Annotated in this window: 17 protein-coding genes and 1 tRNA gene; 1 reads left to right on the forward strand and 17 read right to left on the reverse strand. The window is 40.1% G+C overall.

Annotated features, from left to right (window positions below; translation table 11 throughout):
- Nucleotides 1-43: 43 nt before the first annotated feature.
- The 17 genes from tig to PQ511_RS05915 all read right to left on the reverse strand — a co-directional run bounded on the left by tig (nucleotide 44) and on the right by PQ511_RS05915 (nucleotide 16,923).
- Nucleotides 44-1,336, reverse strand: coding sequence for a trigger factor (gene tig / locus PQ511_RS05835; protein WP_273850968.1), 1,293 nt, complete (start codon nucleotides 1,334-1,336; stop codon nucleotides 44-46).
- Between the two features lie 259 nt (nucleotides 1,337-1,595).
- On the reverse strand, nucleotides 1,596-2,624 hold the full coding sequence (locus PQ511_RS05840) for a tetratricopeptide repeat protein (protein ID WP_273850969.1): 1,029 nt from the start codon (nucleotides 2,622-2,624) through the stop codon (nucleotides 1,596-1,598).
- Nucleotides 2,625-2,867: 243 nt separating this feature from the next.
- Nucleotides 2,868-2,944 (reverse strand) — tRNA-Arg (locus PQ511_RS05845).
- A 136-nt stretch (nucleotides 2,945-3,080) separates the two neighbouring features.
- Nucleotides 3,081-3,596 (reverse strand): metallophosphoesterase, encoded by a 516-nt coding sequence (locus tag PQ511_RS05850; RefSeq protein ID WP_273850970.1) that lies wholly within the window; start codon nucleotides 3,594-3,596, stop codon nucleotides 3,081-3,083.
- A 19-nt stretch (nucleotides 3,597-3,615) separates the two neighbouring features.
- Complete coding sequence (locus tag PQ511_RS05855; RefSeq protein ID WP_273850971.1) at nucleotides 3,616-4,209, reverse strand: XTP/dITP diphosphatase; 594 nt, start codon at nucleotides 4,207-4,209, stop codon at nucleotides 3,616-3,618.
- Entirely contained in the window at nucleotides 4,202-4,960 is a 759-nt protein-coding gene (gene rph, locus PQ511_RS05860; protein ID WP_273850972.1) for a ribonuclease PH, read from the reverse strand. Before rph ends, PQ511_RS05855 begins: the two co-directional genes overlap by 8 nt.
- Before the next feature lie 127 nt (nucleotides 4,961-5,087).
- On the reverse strand, nucleotides 5,088-6,173 hold the full coding sequence (locus PQ511_RS05865; RefSeq protein ID WP_273850973.1) for a GerMN domain-containing protein: 1,086 nt from the start codon (nucleotides 6,171-6,173) through the stop codon (nucleotides 5,088-5,090).
- Between the two features lie 247 nt (nucleotides 6,174-6,420).
- Nucleotides 6,421-7,224: a glutamate racemase gene (gene racE, locus PQ511_RS05870; protein ID WP_273851141.1), complete on the reverse strand. Its 804-nt coding sequence runs from the start codon at nucleotides 7,222-7,224 to the stop codon at nucleotides 6,421-6,423.
- A gap of 21 nt (nucleotides 7,225-7,245) precedes the next feature.
- Entirely contained in the window at nucleotides 7,246-7,698 is a 453-nt protein-coding gene (locus tag PQ511_RS05875) for a MarR family winged helix-turn-helix transcriptional regulator (protein ID WP_273850974.1), read from the reverse strand.
- Nucleotides 7,699-7,909: 211 nt separating this feature from the next.
- Entirely contained in the window at nucleotides 7,910-9,637 is a 1,728-nt protein-coding gene (gene ptsP / locus PQ511_RS05880) for a phosphoenolpyruvate--protein phosphotransferase (RefSeq protein ID WP_273850975.1), read from the reverse strand.
- Entirely contained in the window at nucleotides 9,637-9,903 is a 267-nt protein-coding gene (locus PQ511_RS05885; RefSeq protein ID WP_098444446.1) for a phosphocarrier protein HPr, read from the reverse strand. The genes ptsP and PQ511_RS05885 overlap by 1 nt, the downstream gene beginning before the upstream one ends.
- Before the next feature lie 30 nt (nucleotides 9,904-9,933).
- Nucleotides 9,934-11,970 (reverse strand): glucose-specific PTS transporter subunit IIBC, encoded by a 2,037-nt coding sequence (gene ptsG, locus PQ511_RS05890; RefSeq protein ID WP_273850976.1) that lies wholly within the window; start codon nucleotides 11,968-11,970, stop codon nucleotides 9,934-9,936.
- Nucleotides 11,971-12,133: 163 nt separating this feature from the next.
- Nucleotides 12,134-12,973: a glucose PTS transporter transcription antiterminator GlcT gene (glcT, locus tag PQ511_RS05895; RefSeq protein WP_273850977.1), complete on the reverse strand. Its 840-nt coding sequence runs from the start codon at nucleotides 12,971-12,973 to the stop codon at nucleotides 12,134-12,136.
- 289 nt (nucleotides 12,974-13,262) lie between these two features.
- On the reverse strand, nucleotides 13,263-13,490 hold the full coding sequence (locus PQ511_RS05900; protein ID WP_369810531.1) for a helix-turn-helix domain-containing protein: 228 nt from the start codon (nucleotides 13,488-13,490) through the stop codon (nucleotides 13,263-13,265).
- A 227-nt stretch (nucleotides 13,491-13,717) separates the two neighbouring features.
- Entirely contained in the window at nucleotides 13,718-14,476 is a 759-nt protein-coding gene (gene sdhB, locus PQ511_RS05905) for a succinate dehydrogenase iron-sulfur subunit (RefSeq protein ID WP_273850978.1), read from the reverse strand.
- Nucleotides 14,476-16,239 carry a succinate dehydrogenase flavoprotein subunit gene (gene sdhA, locus PQ511_RS05910; RefSeq protein ID WP_273850979.1) on the reverse strand — a complete coding sequence of 588 codons (1,764 nt, stop codon included), beginning with the start codon at nucleotides 16,237-16,239 and terminating at the stop codon, nucleotides 14,476-14,478. The genes sdhB and sdhA overlap by 1 nt, the downstream gene beginning before the upstream one ends.
- Before the next feature lie 75 nt (nucleotides 16,240-16,314).
- Complete coding sequence (locus PQ511_RS05915) at nucleotides 16,315-16,923, reverse strand: succinate dehydrogenase cytochrome b558 subunit (RefSeq protein WP_273850980.1); 609 nt, start codon at nucleotides 16,921-16,923, stop codon at nucleotides 16,315-16,317.
- Nucleotides 16,924-17,229: 306 nt separating this feature from the next.
- Here PQ511_RS05915 and PQ511_RS05920 point away from each other — a divergent pair, with 306 nt between their 5' ends.
- A complete protein-coding gene (locus PQ511_RS05920; RefSeq protein ID WP_273850981.1) occupies nucleotides 17,230-17,673 on the forward strand; it encodes a YslB family protein in 444 nt (147 codons plus the stop codon).
- The last annotated feature ends 3 nt before the right edge of the window (nucleotides 17,674-17,676 follow it).

The following is a 17,676-nucleotide window of genomic DNA, read 5'->3' on the forward strand; positions in this document are numbered from 1 at the left end:
CAGTAAGCGCCTTGTTTCAAATAAGCCAGTTTAATCGCTTCTATTATGCTTTTTTGCTGTTATCTACAAGAACGTCGATTGCTTTACGGATACGTAGGTCACCTTTTAGTGCATCAGTGCCACCTTGCATCATAAGCATTTGACGAATTTGTTCTTCTTCCATGTTGTACATGGCAGCCATCTTAGAAAGTTCTTCATTTACTTCTTCTTCAGAAACTTCCACGTTTTCAGCATCCGCAATTGCTTCAAGAGTTAGGTTTGTGCGCACGCGCTTTTCACCGTCTTCTTGCATTTGTTCACGAAGTGCTTTCTCATCTTGTCCAGAGAACTGGTAGTACATTTCAAGGTTCATACCTTGTTGCTGTAGACGCTGCTCAAATTCTTGAAGCATACGATCGACTTCTGCATCTACCATAGCGGATGGAAGATCAATTTCACTGTTTTCTGTAGCTTTTTCGATCAACGTGTCTTTCTTTTGAACATCAGCATCTTCTGCTTTTTGTTTCTCAAGATTATCTTTCGTTGTTTTCTTAAGCTCATCAAGTGTTTCAACTTCTTCGTTTACATCTTTAGCGAATTCATCGTCAAGTTCAGGAAGCTCTTTACGCTTAATGTCATGAATTTTCACTTTAAATGTAGCTTCTTGTCCAGCAAGATTTTCAGCATGGTACTCTTCAGGGAAAGTTACTTTAACTTCCTTCTCAGCGCCAGCTTTCTCACCAATCAATTGCTCTTCAAAACCTGGAATAAACGTGTTAGAACCGATTTCTAGTGAATAGTTATCGCCTTTTCCACCTTCAAATGGTTCTTCACCAAGGAAACCTTCGAAGTCAATAACAGCTGTATCACCTTCTTGAAGCTCGCCATCTTCAACAACTACAAGCTCAGCTTGCTTTTCTTGAAGTGACTTAAGCTCTGCTTCCACTTCTTCATCTGTAACATTTGTATCTTGTTCATCTACTTCAAGACCTTTGTATTCGCCAAGTTTCACTTCAGGCTTAACCGTTACAGTTGCTTTAAAGATCAAGTTTTGACCTTTTTCCATTTGCTCAACGTCAACTTCAGGACGATCAACTGGCTCGATACCAGATTCGTCAATTGCTTCTGAATAAGCTTTAGGTAGAATAATATCAAGAGCATCTTGGTAAAGAGATTCTACACCAAAACGTTTTTCAAAAAGAGAACGTGGCATTTTTCCTTTACGGAATCCAGGTACATTCACCTGTTTTACAACTTTTTTGAACGCTTCATCTAGCGCATTATTTACCTCAGCAGCGTCTACCTCAACAGTAAGAACGCCCTGGTTACCTTCAAGCTTTTCCCAATTTGCAGTCATTTACACATTACCTCCAACAATAAATATATTTCCACTAATCGAGCGTTTAAAAAAGATGACGCTTCTTGGAGTATAAAAGCGTCTACTGTCTTTTAAACGGTCTCTTTTACTAGTAAATATGGGTTTGCAACTATTGTATTATAACATAGAACAGCGAGTTTTCAACACATACAGCGTGAACGAAAACCGGCTAGCCATAGTACAGCTTAACGATAATGGAGCGTTAGCGCAAGCAAAACCATTTTCTTTCCATGTATTACTATTCGAACGGTCGATAAAACGGCTGATTTTCAATGTTCATGATTCGATTGGCAGCGACTTCAAATTCAGAAGGCTTCACTTCGTAATAGGTACGAAGTTCCTCATTCGACACATCTTCCCCATTCATTTCAGCTGCTACCTTATGAACAGCAGCTGCCCACACGGAACTATTTGAGGGCTCAGCTTCAAAGGGTGAGATTGCAAATAAATAATGCCACCAAATTTGCATGCACATTTCAAATAGAGCTGGGTTCCCCTGTTCAACAACGTCAGAGAGTTTAGCCTTTACACTTAGAGAGAAATCCTGTAAAAAGATATCCTTTAACGTAGCAGGATTTACTGTAATTTCTCTTCCGAACTTATGTACAACCACTTCTTGATCTAATTCCTTTTCTCTCAACACTTGTAAAACTAAACTTTTAAGAAGGGGATCTTTGTTTGTTGCATTTAAATATGTAAGGTATACGGGGAGAGACTTACTTTCATCTACAGTGCTTAACTTTTGAATGGCTAACCACTGTTTTTCCGTCTTATCGCTTTCAAGATAAGCAATAAGCTTGTCAACGTCTTCCTCCTGACCAGCATCATCATCAATCTCAGCATCAAGATCATAGCTTGTCATTTGTCTGCTAAAATGAAGCAGCTGGTAGAGCGACTCTGCAATGCTAGACGGAAGCTGATTTTCTTGTAATACCGCTTCAATCATCGTAACTACTTTCTGATACTTTCCAAGCTGAACTAAAATTGATATGTATACTTGAAAAATGTCGTAATAGTCTCCGATCCCCTGCTGCATCATTGTTTCGCAGCGTTCAGACGCTTCATTCAAATCGCCCATCTCTACCAGGCTTAAGACCATTCCAAAATGGCCCTGCGGATGATCCGGTTCGATTTCAAGTAGCTGACTAAAATGTTCGTGTGCTTCTTGTATTTCTTTAGCTTTAAGTGCTGCCATTCCTTTTTCGACAAGTTTGCCTGCCACGTTTGGAAAATAAACTATTTTCCTTTCATCCTTTTCTTTATCCATGACGTAATCGCTCCACTCTCTTATATTCTCTATGAAAAGAGTTTACAGCAGGAAAGGCGCAGCTACGATTAGGTATCAGTTTATCAGTATCCACCTGTAAACTCAAGCTGAAGCACGCTACTGGAATGTGAAATCCTTTTACCTCTCCATTTCTAGTTGCTGTACCAGCTTATTAGAGATAAATGATACACAAAAAAAGCCATTCTATCACATAGGATAAATGCCTTTACAAAATAGATATTATGGTGTCCCAGGCAGGATTCGAACCTGCGACCCACAGCTTAGAAGGCTGTTGCTCTATCCTGCTGAGCTACTGGGACTTGTTAATAATGAATAGAAATAGATCAAACTGTCTTTTTTGCTTTCGGTTTCTAGCGACATTTATTAATATAACGGACTGCCTTAGTAAAGTCAATAGAAAAGCCGAAAAACACAGCAAATGCTGTGTTTTTCTTTCTATGAAAGAGAAAATGTTTTGGAAATTTCCTCGACCTTTCTCCCATTTTCATCATAATAATCAACTTGAACCGCCTCATTTATCCACTCTACAATGGCATATGTTTGGATTGTCGGCCTTCTTGGAAGTTTAACGCTACCGGGATTAAGGAAAAGCGTCCCGTCTACAAACTCGGTTAGTACTTCGTGAGAATGCCCAAAACAAACAAGATCAGCATGCTCTTCTTGTGCTTTGTAGTGCAACTTCATTAATGTCATCTTCACATTATACAGATGACCATGTGTGGCGAAGATGGTTTTATTTCCTACTGTGTGGACGAGCTCATCAGGATATCGGTCATCAAAATCACAATTCCCTCTCACTCTTACCTCGAACGGAAGCATATCTGATGCATCATAATCAAATTCAGAATCTCCACAGTGAATCATGCATGCCACTTCATGCTGATGTCGCTCGACAAGATCCTGTAATTCTTCCTCAGAACCATGGTTATCGCTAACAATAAGGACTTTCATTTTACGCCACCTCTTTTCGTTAAAATAGCTCTTTGAACACCTCTTCTAAACGGTCTAGCGCTTGTCCTCTATGAGAAATCGCATCCTTCTCCTCAGGAGAAAGCTCAGCCATCGTTTTATCATAAGAAGGAACATAAAAGATTGGGTCATATCCAAACCCATAACTTCCAGATCGTTCATACGTAATCATGCCATTGCACGCCCCAGAGAATATCTCAGTATTTTGACCGGGAATCGCTACTGCCAGGAGACAATGAAAGGAAGCATTGCGCTTTTCTTTCGGCACATCCTTCATTTCTTTTAAAACTTTATCAATGTTCGCTTCATCATCTTTCTCAGGCCCTGCATAGCGTGCAGAATAGACGCCAGGATCTCCATCAAGCGCATCAATCACAAGTCCCGAATCATCAGCAATGACAGGATGATTTGTTAGTTTCATAATTGCTTCCGCTTTTAGAACGGCGTTTTCAGCAAAAGTGCTTCCAGTTTCAGCCACATCAGGAGCGCCTTCAATATCTAATAAAGAAAGGACACGTAGGTCATCAGATTCAAATCTACGCTTGAATTCTTTTACTTTTCCTTCATTTTGTGTAGCAATAAGAAGCTTACGCATTAGATGATGGAGCCTCCTTTATTTTCATCGCGAAGTCACCAATCACTTCAGCTTGAATCTTGATTAATTCCTCAACCCCTGCTTTTCCAAGGACCAGCATTTCATTCAGTTGATCCATATTGAATGTTGCTTCTTCTCCTGTTCCCTGTAATTCAACAAATTCTCCGCTACCTGTCAGTACAATATTCATGTCAACTTGAGCGGAAGAATCTTCTCTATAGCATAAATCCAATAACGCTGAGCCATTTTTGTCTATGCCAACCGATGTAGCAGCAAGAAAATTAGTAATTGGCATTTTCTTAATTTGCTTCCGAGCCATTCCTTTTTCAACGGCAATGGCGAGTGCCACGAACGCTCCAGTAATAGAGGCAGTACGTGTCCCACCGTCCGCTTGTATGACATCACAATCAATCCAGATGGTACGTTCTCCAAGTGCTTCAAGATCAACTACGGTGCGTAGCGCCCTTCCAATTAAACGCTGTATCTCCATTGTGCGACCAGCCACTTTCCCCTTACTTGATTCCCTTATGTTTCGCTGCTCTGTCGCACGTGGTAACATCGCGTATTCTGCTGCAATCCATCCCTTACCTTGTCCGCGCATAAATGGAGGAACTCGATCCTCAATAGAAGCTGAGCAAATTACTTTAGTATCGCCTACAGTTATCAAAACAGAACCTTCTGGATGCTTTATATAGTCTCTTTCAATATGTATCGCTCTCAATTCATTTTCCTGACGCCCATCTACTCTCATACTTGTCCTCCTAATAACAAATCGTTCACTTTTAGCCGAAGTCATTCTGTTCGATTATCCTTTACCTTTTTCCATTAACATGGAAAAGAGGCAGTTTCCCTGCCTCTACATCCTATCATATTCTATTTTAAAAACCCACTTTGTTAACGTCTTCTGGCCTTGAAACTGGTTCACTCAAAGCGTTTCCTGCTTCATCCATCACTTCAGGATGTCCATCTACTGTTATGGCTACTTCATTTATATCTGTTTGCTCAGTTAACGAAAGCACAAGGCTATTTAACAAGTCTTGCTGGAGAACCATTTCTTCTGATCCAGTTAATATGGCTTCATTAAAATCTAGAGTTAATAATCCGTCCTTTTCATTTGCACCAAGTAATTTAATATCTTTCGAAAACTGACTAAATAATCCAGATTGAACAGGTGGTCCTTCCATCAAACCTTTTAAAACACCTCTTACATCGTTCGATGCACCTTCCATACGCTTTGTTACCGGCACATAATAGGAATAGTCTTCGTTTTGAGCCATAAAGTAAACCGTAATATCTTCGCTATTGGAGACATCTACAACGTTACCCATTTCATGATTGATTCCGTTAGCTCTGCTCACACTTTCACCAATCGGCGTGCCATTAACTGGCATTTCTGTTTGATCATAGCCATTGATTTGAATTTTCACTTTCTTAACGCCATCAAATTGAGTAAGCGTCCAAGTGACAGCTTCAAGAATTTGTTTCTCATTTTCAGCTGCATAGTCTTTAAATTCGTTTGAAAAATCCACAACTAACGTCTCATCTACCTGATCAATACCCTGAACCACTGTTCCTGCAGGTAATACTGCTTTAAACCCGTTCGGAAGCATTTCAGTTACAGGACCATCAATCACTAGGTATTCAAGCACCTGTTTCGCAGCACTTTCCACTGCCGGAAGTTGGAAACTCTGAGGTACCACCATTCCATTTGCATCAAGTAGATAAAGCTGACGCGTTGTCATTCCCGTTGCTTCTTCCGAAGGTTCTTCTCCTGTCGCCTCTTCTACCTCTCCTTCCTTAGTTGCACCAGTCTCCTTATCCTGCATTTGCTTTCCGTCCTTAACATAATCAACTTTTGGAGGATCGATCTCCTTCAACGACTTCTCAAAACCGAAACCACAGCCAGATATTGTTAATATACATGAAAGCAACAATAGCACGAATCCAATTCCGCGTAAACGCATAGCTATCCCTCCCCGGATGGTTTGTACTATCATTTATACGAGTTATATTTCAATTTATACCTTCTTGGTCACAATAACTTGTATACCTTTCACGTTATAAGATAAGAATTGCGTGATCAGTTTTCTTTCATCAATTCCACCAATATGTATATAACGGCCACGCAATCTGTTAGTGATTCCTGCTAAGCTCTTATAATTGTAACAGCAGTATGAATAGAAATATAAAAAAACTCTAATCCAAAATGGATTAGAGTTCGATACGCTTCACATTTGTTACAGGATAATCTAGCCAGTGACTTGCAATTCTTGTGAAGTTGTCGATTGATCCTGTTGTTAAAAATGTGTGAGATGGGCGTTTATCTCCAGTGTATAAAAGCGAGCTATACTCTAAGATCCCACTCACTTCATAGGCCGTCTCATCCCCAGAACAAATTATCGCTGTCTTTTCTCCCATCACCGATTGGATAACCGGTTCTAATAATGGGTAATGGGTACAACCTAAAATTAATGTATCAATCCCTTTATTTAGTAAAGGAGATAGGGTATTTCTAACAGTCTGATACGTTTCTTCACTTGAGAGATTACCGGTTTCCACAAGTGGAACAAAAGGCGGACAAGCAAGGCTTTCAACCTTAACATCATCATCAATCGCTTTAAGTGAATATTCATATGCCCTGCTTTTAATTGTACCTGCTGTGCCAATGACCCCAATGTATTTACTCGTTGTTTCTTTTAGAGCGCTTCTTGCACCGGGATGAATCACGCCTCTAACTGGTATATTGAGTTCATCCTGAATTTCTTTCAATACTACCGCAGTGGCTGTATTACAGGCAATAATGAGCATTTTAATTTGATATTCTTCTAAAAGATAATTGGTCATTTCCCAAGTAAACTGCTTCACTTCACAAGCAGATCTAGGTCCATATGGACACCTTGCCGTATCACCTAAATAGACAATTTCTTCTTTGGGTAATTGACGCATAATTTCGCGAGCTACCGTTAAACCGCCAACCCCAGAATCGATAACCCCAATTGGTTTTTTCAAAACAATTCGCCTCTCTACTTACCGGTCCTATTCGCTCTTTTTCATTTCGTCATAAAGCAAATGCAAACTTTCTTCCAATGCTTTTACTTGATCACCTGAAAATTTCTGAGTAATCCTTTCCAAATAGACCTGTCTTTTATGAATAACCTTTTTGATAATGTCATTTCCCTTTTCAAGTATATGAATTCGTACAACGCGACGATCATGTGGGTCTTTGACACGTTTTACTAAATCCGTTTTTTCCATTCGATCTACTAGATCCGTCGTTGTGCTACAAGCAAGGTACATCTTATTTGATAGCTCACCAATGGTTAAGTCCCCATATTCTGAAAGCCATTGGAGTGCGAGAAATTGAGGAGGGGTAATGGAAAATTCACTTAAAAGTTCACGTCCATTTTGCTTAATGATTCCAGCCACCATTCGAAGTGATTTCTCTATATCAACAATTGAAGCTGGTTGTCTCGTTAATTCTTCAGACATCTAGTCTCCCCCTTACGGTATCTTATAATCTATTTTGATTGGAAGCGCCTTGAAATGCAAGAAGAGTGTATGATTTATTATGCAAGTTCCAACCATTAAAGCGAAACATCCAAATTTTCCGATCACGATCCAAAACATTCAAAACCCAAATCCCACGATTCGCCATTTGGACTCGTTTGCGGATGATAAACAAAAAAAGAGCTATAGTTTCCTATAGCTCTTCCGTTGCGAAATGTTCTTGTACGTAAGAGATCACTTCTTCATTTGTTGCTAGTGATAGAATATGATCAATATGAGAAGAAATTTCTTCTTTTGATAGCTTCGTCATTTGACTTCTAGCAGGCAAGATAGACGTTGCACTCATACTAAACTCATCCAGCCCAAGACCAAGAAGGATCGGAATCGCGATTTGGTCTCCTGCCATTTCTCCACACATACCTGCCCACTTGCCTTCTTTATGAGCGGCATCAATAACCATTTTCACAAGTCTAAGAATAGCAGGGTTATATGGTTGGTACAAGTAAGATACTTTTTGATTCATACGGTCAGCAGCCATCGTATATTGAATAAGATCATTTGTTCCAACACTAAAGAAATCAACTTCCTTAGCAAAAACGTCTGCCATAGCAGCAGTTGCTGGAATTTCAACCATCATTCCAATTTCGATGTCCTCTGAAACCTGAATCCCTTCACCAACTAGCTCCTCTTTAACAGTTAGAAGCATTTCTTTTGCTTGACGGAATTCACCCACAGTTGCAATCATAGGGAACATCACTTTCAAGTTTCCGTATACACTAGCACGTAGTAGTGCGCGGAGTTGTGTACGGAAAATCTCCGTTTCTTCCAAGCAAAGGCGAATCGCACGGAACCCAAGGAAAGGATTCATTTCTTTTGGAAGATTTAAGTAAGGTAGCTCTTTATCTCCACCGATATCAAGCGTACGGATGACAACTGGCTTGCCGTCCATTTTCTCTAGAACTTCTTTATACGCGTTAAACTGTTCTTCTTCTGATGGCAATTCATTACGTCCCATATAAAGAAACTCAGTACGGTAAAGACCAACACCTTCTCCACCATTTTCAAGAACCCCTTTAACGTCTTCAGGTGTTCCGATATTTGCTGCAAGTTCAACATGTTTCTCATCTTTTGTTGTTGTAGGCTCATTTACAAGCTTCGCCCATTCTTGCTTTTTGGCTTCGAAGTGTTCTTTTTTCTTCGTATATTGTGCGATTTCTTCCTCAGTAGGATCAACAATCACATTACCATCGATTCCATCAATGATCACAATCTTACCTTCTACATCTTCTGAAGTAATTGTTTTCGTTCCAACAACAGCCGGAATTTCCATTGAACGAGCCATGATGGCAGAGTGAGATGTTCTCCCACCAATATCAGTCGCAAATCCTTTAACAAACTGCTTGTTTAATTGAGCAGTGTCAGAAGGAGTTAGGTCTTCTGCTAACACAATCACTTCATCTGTAATCGCTCCAGGAGAAGTAAATGTCACGCCCAGCAAATGAGCAAGCACACGTTTAGATACGTCTCGAATATCTGCAGCACGTTCCTTCATGTACTCGTTATCCATATTCTCAAACATGCTAATAAACATATTAGATACGTCATTCATTGCACTTTCTGCGTTCACATTATCATTGTTCACTTTATCTTTAACCGCATTCAACAACTCTGGATCAGATAAAACGAGAAGATGAGCAGCGAAAATCGCTGCTTTATCTTCTCCGAGCTGTTCATTGGCGTGGTTTTTAATTACTTCGAGTTCTTCTTTAGCACGATGAACGGCCGCTTCAAAACGTTCGATTTCAGCACCTGCATCAGAAATTGAGGTTTGTTCAATTTCAAGAGCCGGGTTTTCGAGTACGAACGCTTTAGCAATAGCTATCCCCGCAGAAGCGCCAATTCCAGTCAACTGGTTAGACATTATTTGCCTAGACCTTCGTTTTCCATAACTTCAGTTAGTCCTGCAATCGCCTCATCAGCATCTGATCCTTCTGCTTTGATTGTGATTTCAGAGTTTTGTTGGATTCCAAGGCTCATAACACCCATAATGGATTTCAAGTTAACAGACTTCCCGTTATAATCAAGTGTTACGTCAGAGCTATATTGACCTGCTTTGTTTACTAGTGCAGTTGCTGGACGAGCGTGGATACCTGATTCGCTTGTTACTGTGAAATTTTTCTCTGCCATTTTTAATTCCCTCTTTCAATTTGTTATTTTTTATTTGGATATTGTAATAATATCTTTGTCTTCCCGAGAAACAGTGCCTTCTTTTGAAAGGTCAATCGTTTCCCCCTCTTCAAGGTTTGTGAACACAATAGGCGTAATGGTCGAAGTTGCATTTTCTTTAATATAAGGAAGGTCGACTTTCATAAGCTTTTGTCCCTGCTTGATTTCATCGCCTTCGCTAATAAACACCTCGAACCCTTCACCTTTGAGGTTAACTGTATCAATTCCAACATGAATGAGAATTTCACGACCATTAACTGACTCAATTCCAATTGCGTGCTTTGTTGGGAACACATTCATTATTTTGCCATCAACTGGTGCGACAATCAAGCCATCTGTCGGTTCAATTGCAAAACCGTCACCCATCATCTTACCAGAGAATACCTGATCAGGCACTTCGGTGATTGGCATGATTTTTCCTTCTATAGGAGCAATAAGATGATCTTTTCCTTTAACACCAGAAGGTTTTTCAGATTGTTCTTCTTTCTTCTGATCTTGAAGCGGTTTAGGGGTTTTTCCACTCATAATATCTCTGATTTGTCCCTTCAACCCATCGGACTGTGTACCAAAGATTGCCTGAATGTTATTCCCTACTTCCATAACACCTGATGCTCCAAGACGTTTCAAACGCTTCTTATCCACTTCGCCTTTGTCGGCAACAGAAACACGAAGTCGTGTAATACAAGCATCAAGACTTGTAATATTGCTTTCACCGCCGAGAGCTTGAAGCACATTATAAGCAAGAGCCGTATTTTCCTGTCCGTCGTCAGCAATTTCCTCTTCTTCATCTTCTTCGCGTCCAGGAGTCATGAGGTTAAACTTGCGAATCGCAAATCGGAATCCGAAGTAGTAGATTAAAGCGAATACCAACCCTACTGGAATAACGAGCCACCATGCGGTTCTTCCTTGTAAAACTCCAAATAGAAGGAAGTCAATGACACCACCGGAGAAAGTCATCCCAATTTTAACATCTAGCAGTGCCATAGTCATAAAGGAAAGTCCTGCAAAAATCGCATGAATTCCAAATAGAACTGGCGCAACGAATAGGAATGAGAATTCAAGTGGTTCTGTAATACCCGTCAAGAAAGATGTTAAGGCAGCAGATCCCATGATCCCAGCTACAACCGCTTTCTTTTCTGGTCTAGCTTCATGATACATGGCAAGGGCTGCCGCAGGAAGACCAAACATCATAAACGGGAATTTACCAGTCATGAATGTACCAGCTGTAAGTTCAGCACCATCTTTTAATTGTTCAAAGAAAATCTTTTGATCTCCTCGGATAATTTCACCAGCAGCATTAGTATACTGTCCAAACTCAAACCAGAATGGTGAGTAGAAGATATGGTGAAGTCCAAATGGAATTAATGAACGTTCGATAACACCGAATACAAATGCTGCGAGAGCAGGATTTGCATCAAGCATGTTGTGTGAAAATGCATTAAGACCTGATTGAATTGGTGGCCATACAAAAATCATAATTACACCAAGTATCAAAGCTGATACCGCGGTAGCGATTGGAACAAAACGTTTCCCAGCAAAGAAGCCAAGATATTGAGGAAGTTGAATATTATAATACCGTTTATACATATAGGAGGCAAGAATACCGACAATAATTCCTCCAAATACCCCTGTTTGAAGGGTAGGTATACCTAACACATTGGCATATGATGCGCTTTCAGCAACTTGATCAGCAGAAACACCTTCAAGTACGCCCATCGTGATATTCATAACAAGGAAACCGACAATTGCCGCAATACCTGCAACCCCGTCTCCATCAGATAAGCCAATTGCTACACCAACCGCGAATAAGAGAGCAAGGTTAGCAAATACAATCCCACCAGACTCTTCCATAACGGTAGCAAGTAATTGGAACCATTCTGCAGACATGAATGGTAACTTTTCTAGCAATGTTGGGTTTTGAAAAGCGTTACCAAACCCAAGTAGTAAACCTGCAGCAGGTAAAATCGCAACTGGTAGCATTAACGCTTTACCAACGCGTTGTAAAACCCCGAAAGCTTGTTTAAACATTTGTTTTCCTCCTTTTATTTTTCCCCCAAAAATTACATATAAAAAAGGCATGAGTGATGGAATGCCAATTCAATCAGGATATACTATACCCCAATTCAATATTGTCATTCCGGTTTCACTCATGCCTGATCGTATCAGTAACACGTTACCGTTAAGTATTAAGTTATTTAGGAGAAAGCCTTTGCAAGTGCATTGTTAAGTAAACTGCTTCTGCATCAGGAAAATTCGTACGAAGATCCTTTTGCATTATTTTAATCAACTTCCATGAAAGATTATAGCACATTGGATATTCTTCTTTCAATACTTTTTCTAAACGTTCATGTGCTTCAACCGGCTGATTTGATTCACTTCGTTCAATTGCATGTCTGAGGTGACGCACAAGCCGTAAGTAATCAACTCCCGTACGATCAATATCGATGTGAAGTGACTCTTCAATAACATTGACAAGCTGACTCATCAAAGCAGAATATTTGTTTAGCTCCCCTACACTACGGTTTGTTATAGCGCTATGAATATGCAACGCAACAAAGCCAATCTCTCCATCTGGTAGAGCAACGTCTAATTTATGATTAATATGCTGAATGACTTCTTCAGCAATCGTATATTCTTTCGGATACATCGTTTGTGTCTCCACTAGAAAAGGGTTTTTCACATCAAGCCCTTGACTTAGACGTTTAATCGCAAATGAAAGATGGTCTGTTAATGAAACATGGATATGCTCATCTAGTTCTGCATTTAACTTATCACTAATTAAAGAGATTGTCTCATTCATTATGCCAATAAATGATTCTGGAACATGCGGAAGCAATAACTTATACTGTTCCTGTTCATGTTTATCTATAAGAACAAAATACTTGTCCACTCTCGATTCATCTAGTCTTTCACCCTGTTTCTGATTAAAGCCGATGCCTTTTCCAGTCAAGATCACTTCATTACCTTGTTCAGATATGGCGATCACGACGTTGTTATTCAGAATTTTTTTTATTTCAAATCCACCATTCATGTTCAAGTTCCCCTCATTAAACCGGTTTCATTTGTGATTATGAACGTACTAATAATAGTAAATTACAAAGTTTACGTCAATGAGAAAACGTTCCAATCGACCACTTCCCCCCATATTAACTGTTTTAGAATCATATTTCACCATTATCGACCATATTTCTTAAACATTATTATTAATGGCCTTTCTTTATTTACCAAATACGCTAAGGTGTTATTCTAAAATACCATCGAAACGGTTTATACTCTCAACTATAATAAAAGGAAAAACCGGCTTTGCTAAGCCGGTTTCACTAAATTTCTAACTCTCCCAGTCGAAGCAATTCAACAACAGCCTGAGAACGCCCCTTTACTCCAAGCTTTTGCATCGTGTTCGAAATGTGGTTCCGAACTGTTTTTTCACTAATAAACAGTTCTTCTGCGATTTCTCTTGTTGTTTTGTCTTGAACAAGCAGTTCGAAAACTTCTCTTTCTCTTTTGGTTAATAGTGGCTTTGGTCGGTAGTGGTTCCCTTTCAACATTCCACCCTCCTCGATAGGGCAACAAAGCTACTTCAACTGAAATCATATAGTCCATACAATATATGAAATTCTTTCATACGTGTTACATCCATTCACATTTTTATCCAAAACAATTGTAGAAAACCATTTTGACAAGCTTCGTTCTTGTTCATCATTTCCTGAGAAATATCGAAAAAGTTTCCTTTTAAATTTGCACTCAAAAAAAAGACCCCCAGTGGGGGGCTTTTTTAGCGATCACTTCCAAAGAAGTTTTTAAATGTTTGAAGTGAGGTGGCACGATTCATTGCAGCGATTGACGTTGTCAAAGGAATTCCTTTCGGACAGGATTGGACACAGTTTTGTGAGTTACCACAGTTCGCAAGTCCTCCATCTCCCATTAATCCTTCAAGACGCTCTTCTTTATTCATTGCACCTGTAGGATGGGCATTAAATAAGCGAACTTGAGAAACAGCTGCAGGTCCAATGAATTCAGAACGACTATTTACGTTCGGACACGCTTCAAGACACACACCGCAGGTCATGCATTTTGATAGCTCGTAAGCCCACTGACGCTTATTCTCCGGCATTCTTGGTCCTGGCCCAAGATCATATGTTCCATCAATCGGAATCCAAGCTTTTACTTTCTTAAGCGCATCAAACATTCTGCTACGATCGACTGCCAAATCTCGAACGACAGGGAATGTTGTCATTGGAGCCAAACTGATCGGCTGTTCAAGTTGGTCCAATAGAGCTGTACAAGATTGACGAGGCTTCCCATTAATCACCATTGAACAAGCTCCACATACTTCTTCAAGACAACCCATTTCCCAAATAACCGGCGTTGTTTTTTCACCTTTCGCATTAACAGGGTTACGACGAATTTCCATGAGCGCAGAAATGACGTTCATGTTCTGGCGATATGGAATCGTAAATGTTTCTTCATACGGTGCTGACTCAGGTCCATCCTGCCTCTTTATTTTAAGAGTAACGGTTTTCTTTTCACTCATCATTTATTCCCCGCTTTCTTCTTAGAATAATCACGTTTACGAGGTTTAATTAATGATGTATCAACTTCTTCATAGTAGAACTCTGGTTTATTGTTAACTGCATCGTATTTTGCCATCGTAGTTTTGAGGAATTCTTCATCATTACGTTCAGGGAATTCAGGTTTATAATGCGCACCGCGACTTTCATTACGGTTTAAGGCTCCAATTGTAATCACTCTCGCCAACTGCAGCATGTTAGATAATTGCCGAGTAAATGAAGCCCCCTGATTACTCCACTTGGATGTATCATTAATATTAATGTTCTCGTAACGCTCCATCAACTCTTGGATTTTCTCATCTGTTTCCTTAAGCTTGTCGTTGTTTCTTACAACTGTAACGTTAGCAGTCATCCATTCGCCAAGCTCTTTATGAATTTGATAAGCATTTTCTGTTCCATTCATCTTCATAATGGCATCTTGTTTTGCCTGCTCTTCTTGCTGGTGCTTCTCAAATAGAGAAGAAGAGAGGTCTTCTACAGTAGATTCTAAACCATTAATGTAGTCCACCGCGTTTGGTCCTGCAACCATGCCACCATAAATTGATGATAAAAGAGAGTTTGCTCCCAGACGGTTACCACCATGTTGAGAGTAATCACACTCACCAGCTGCAAACAAGCCTGGAATATTCGTCTGCTGATTGAAATCAACCCAAAGGCCTCCCATTGAATAATGAACAGCAGGGAAAATTTTCATAGGTACCTTACGTGGATCATCACCCATGAACTTTTCATAGATTTCAATAATACCACCAAGTTTTACATCAAGCTCTTTTGAATCTTTGTGAGAAAGATCAAGGTATACCATGTTTTCTCCATTGATGCCAAGCTTCTGACTAACACATACATCAAAAATTTCTCTAGTCGCGATATCGCGCGGCACAAGATTTCCATATGCAGGATATTTCTCCTCAAGGAAGTACCAAGGCTTACCGTCTTTATAAGTCCATACGCGTCCACCTTCACCACGTGCTGATTCACTCATGAGGCGAAGCTTATCATCTCCAGGAATAGCGGTAGGGTGAATTTGAATAAATTCTCCATTTGAATAAATGGCTCCCTGCTGATAGAGAGCACCAGCAGCAGACCCCGTATTAATGACAGAGTTTGTACTCTTACCAAAGATAATACCAGGTCCACCTGTTGCCATAATAACCGCATCAGCTTCAAAGCTACGAATTTCAGAAGTGGTTAAATTTTCACCAACTACGCCTCGACAAACACCTTCATCATCAAGAATAGCTGATAAGAATTCCCATCCTTCATACTTCGTTACAAGACCTGCGACTTCATGGCGACGAACTTGCTCATCAAGTGCATAAAGAAGCTGCTGACCAGTTGTTGCACCTGCAAATGCAGTACGGTGGTGCTGTGTACCGCCAAAGCGTCTAAAATCAAGTAGACCTTCAGGTGTACGGTTGAACATAACGCCCATACGATCCATTAAGTGAATAATGCCAGGTGCAGCATCACACATCGCTTTTACTGGAGGCTGATTTGCAAGAAAGTCTCCTCCATAAACCGTGTCGTCAAAATGTTCCCAGGGAGAGTCACCTTCCCCTTTTGTATTAACAGCCCCATTAATTCCACCCTGTGCACATACAGAGTGAGATCGTTTCACCGGAACGATGGAAAGTAGATCCACATTCATTCCTGCTTCAGCAGCTTTGATGGTAGCCATCAACCCTGCCAGGCCGCCTCCAACTATTACTAATTTACCTTTACTCATAAGAACGGTTCCCCCTTAATTGCTGGCTCTGTCTGAAAAAGTATGTATCAGACGTGGTGAAGACAGGTCACTTTCTTAAACAAATGCAAACAATGCGCGCATGCCTACAACTGAAAGTGCAATAAAAATAATCATTGTGACATAAGTCATCGCACGCTGTGATTTAGGCGTTACTGTAAAGCCCCAGCTCACAAAGAACGACCATAGGCCATTAGCGAAGTGGAAGACAGTACCAAGTACACCGACAATGTATAAAATCATCATTGCAGGATTTGATAAGATATCAACCATCATTTGGTAGTTCACTTCAGCTCCCATTGCGGCCTGTATTCTCGTTTGCCAGACGTGCCATGTTACAAAGATTAATACGATTACGCCTGAGATCCGCTGCAAGTAAAACATCCAGTTACGTAGATAACCATATCGGCTTACGTTGTTTTTGGATTGAAATGCGATATACACACCGTAAATCGCATGAAATAAGAGCGGTAAAAAAATGACGAAAATTTCGAGCACATACCTGTAAGGAAGGCTCTCCATAAAGTGCGCTGCGTCATTAAATGCTTCGGGCCCTCTTGTTGCAAAATAGTTAACTGTTAAATGCTGAATAATGAAGAGTCCGAGTGGAATTACTCCTAGAAGCGAATGCAATTTTCGGCTTACAAAGTCTCGACTTGCGGCCATGTTTTGTGTGTCCCCCTTTTAAGTTGTTAAGCTACCATCTGCCAGTGCATTTTTTCTATTAAAGAAGTCTTTGCATGCACAGAAATCATCGCTTTCTGTCGATTATATTGTGACATACCCATTGTACTCCCATCATTTAGGACCGTCAAGAAAACGCGTACATTTTGACTTTTCGAAATTGGTTTGCAAGACTTGCATTTCTAATGATTGAATACGCTTCCTTTGTTGTAAATTCTATCGATTGTGCTATGGAGGATTTTACGTTTAAACGTTATAATTATTTTGTAGAAAAGCTGGGAGGAATTTATGTTTAAGAAGCGTACAAACTCGATTGATTATAGTCATGAACTAGAAACAACTGCTTTTGGGTATGAATTCTACAGAGAAATTCTTATTCCAGAACTTCTTGGGAGCGAGCAGCCTGCTGTTTTATATTGGACAGGAAAAGAAATGGCCAGACAGTTTCCGCTCTCCTCTCGAGAAGAAATCGAAGATTTTTTTCACCGTGCAGGCTGGGGGAAATTATCCCTTGCTCAAGAAAAAAAGAACGAAGCGACGTTTGACCTTCAGTCAGACCTGATTACTGAGCGAAAGAAAACGAGCCGTATAGGCTGTTATCAGTTAGAAGCAGGCTTTCTTGCTGAACAATATCAAAATATGCTTCAATGTATAGCAGAAGCCTATGAAACTGATAAAAAGAACGAAATTCAGTTTACAGTCAAATGGGACCCGAAAGATCAGATTAAATAGAAA

The sequence above is a fragment of the Guptibacillus spartinae genome (assembly GCF_028610625.1).
Taxonomy (GTDB): domain Bacteria; phylum Bacillota; class Bacilli; order Bacillales; family Guptibacillaceae; genus Guptibacillus; species Guptibacillus spartinae.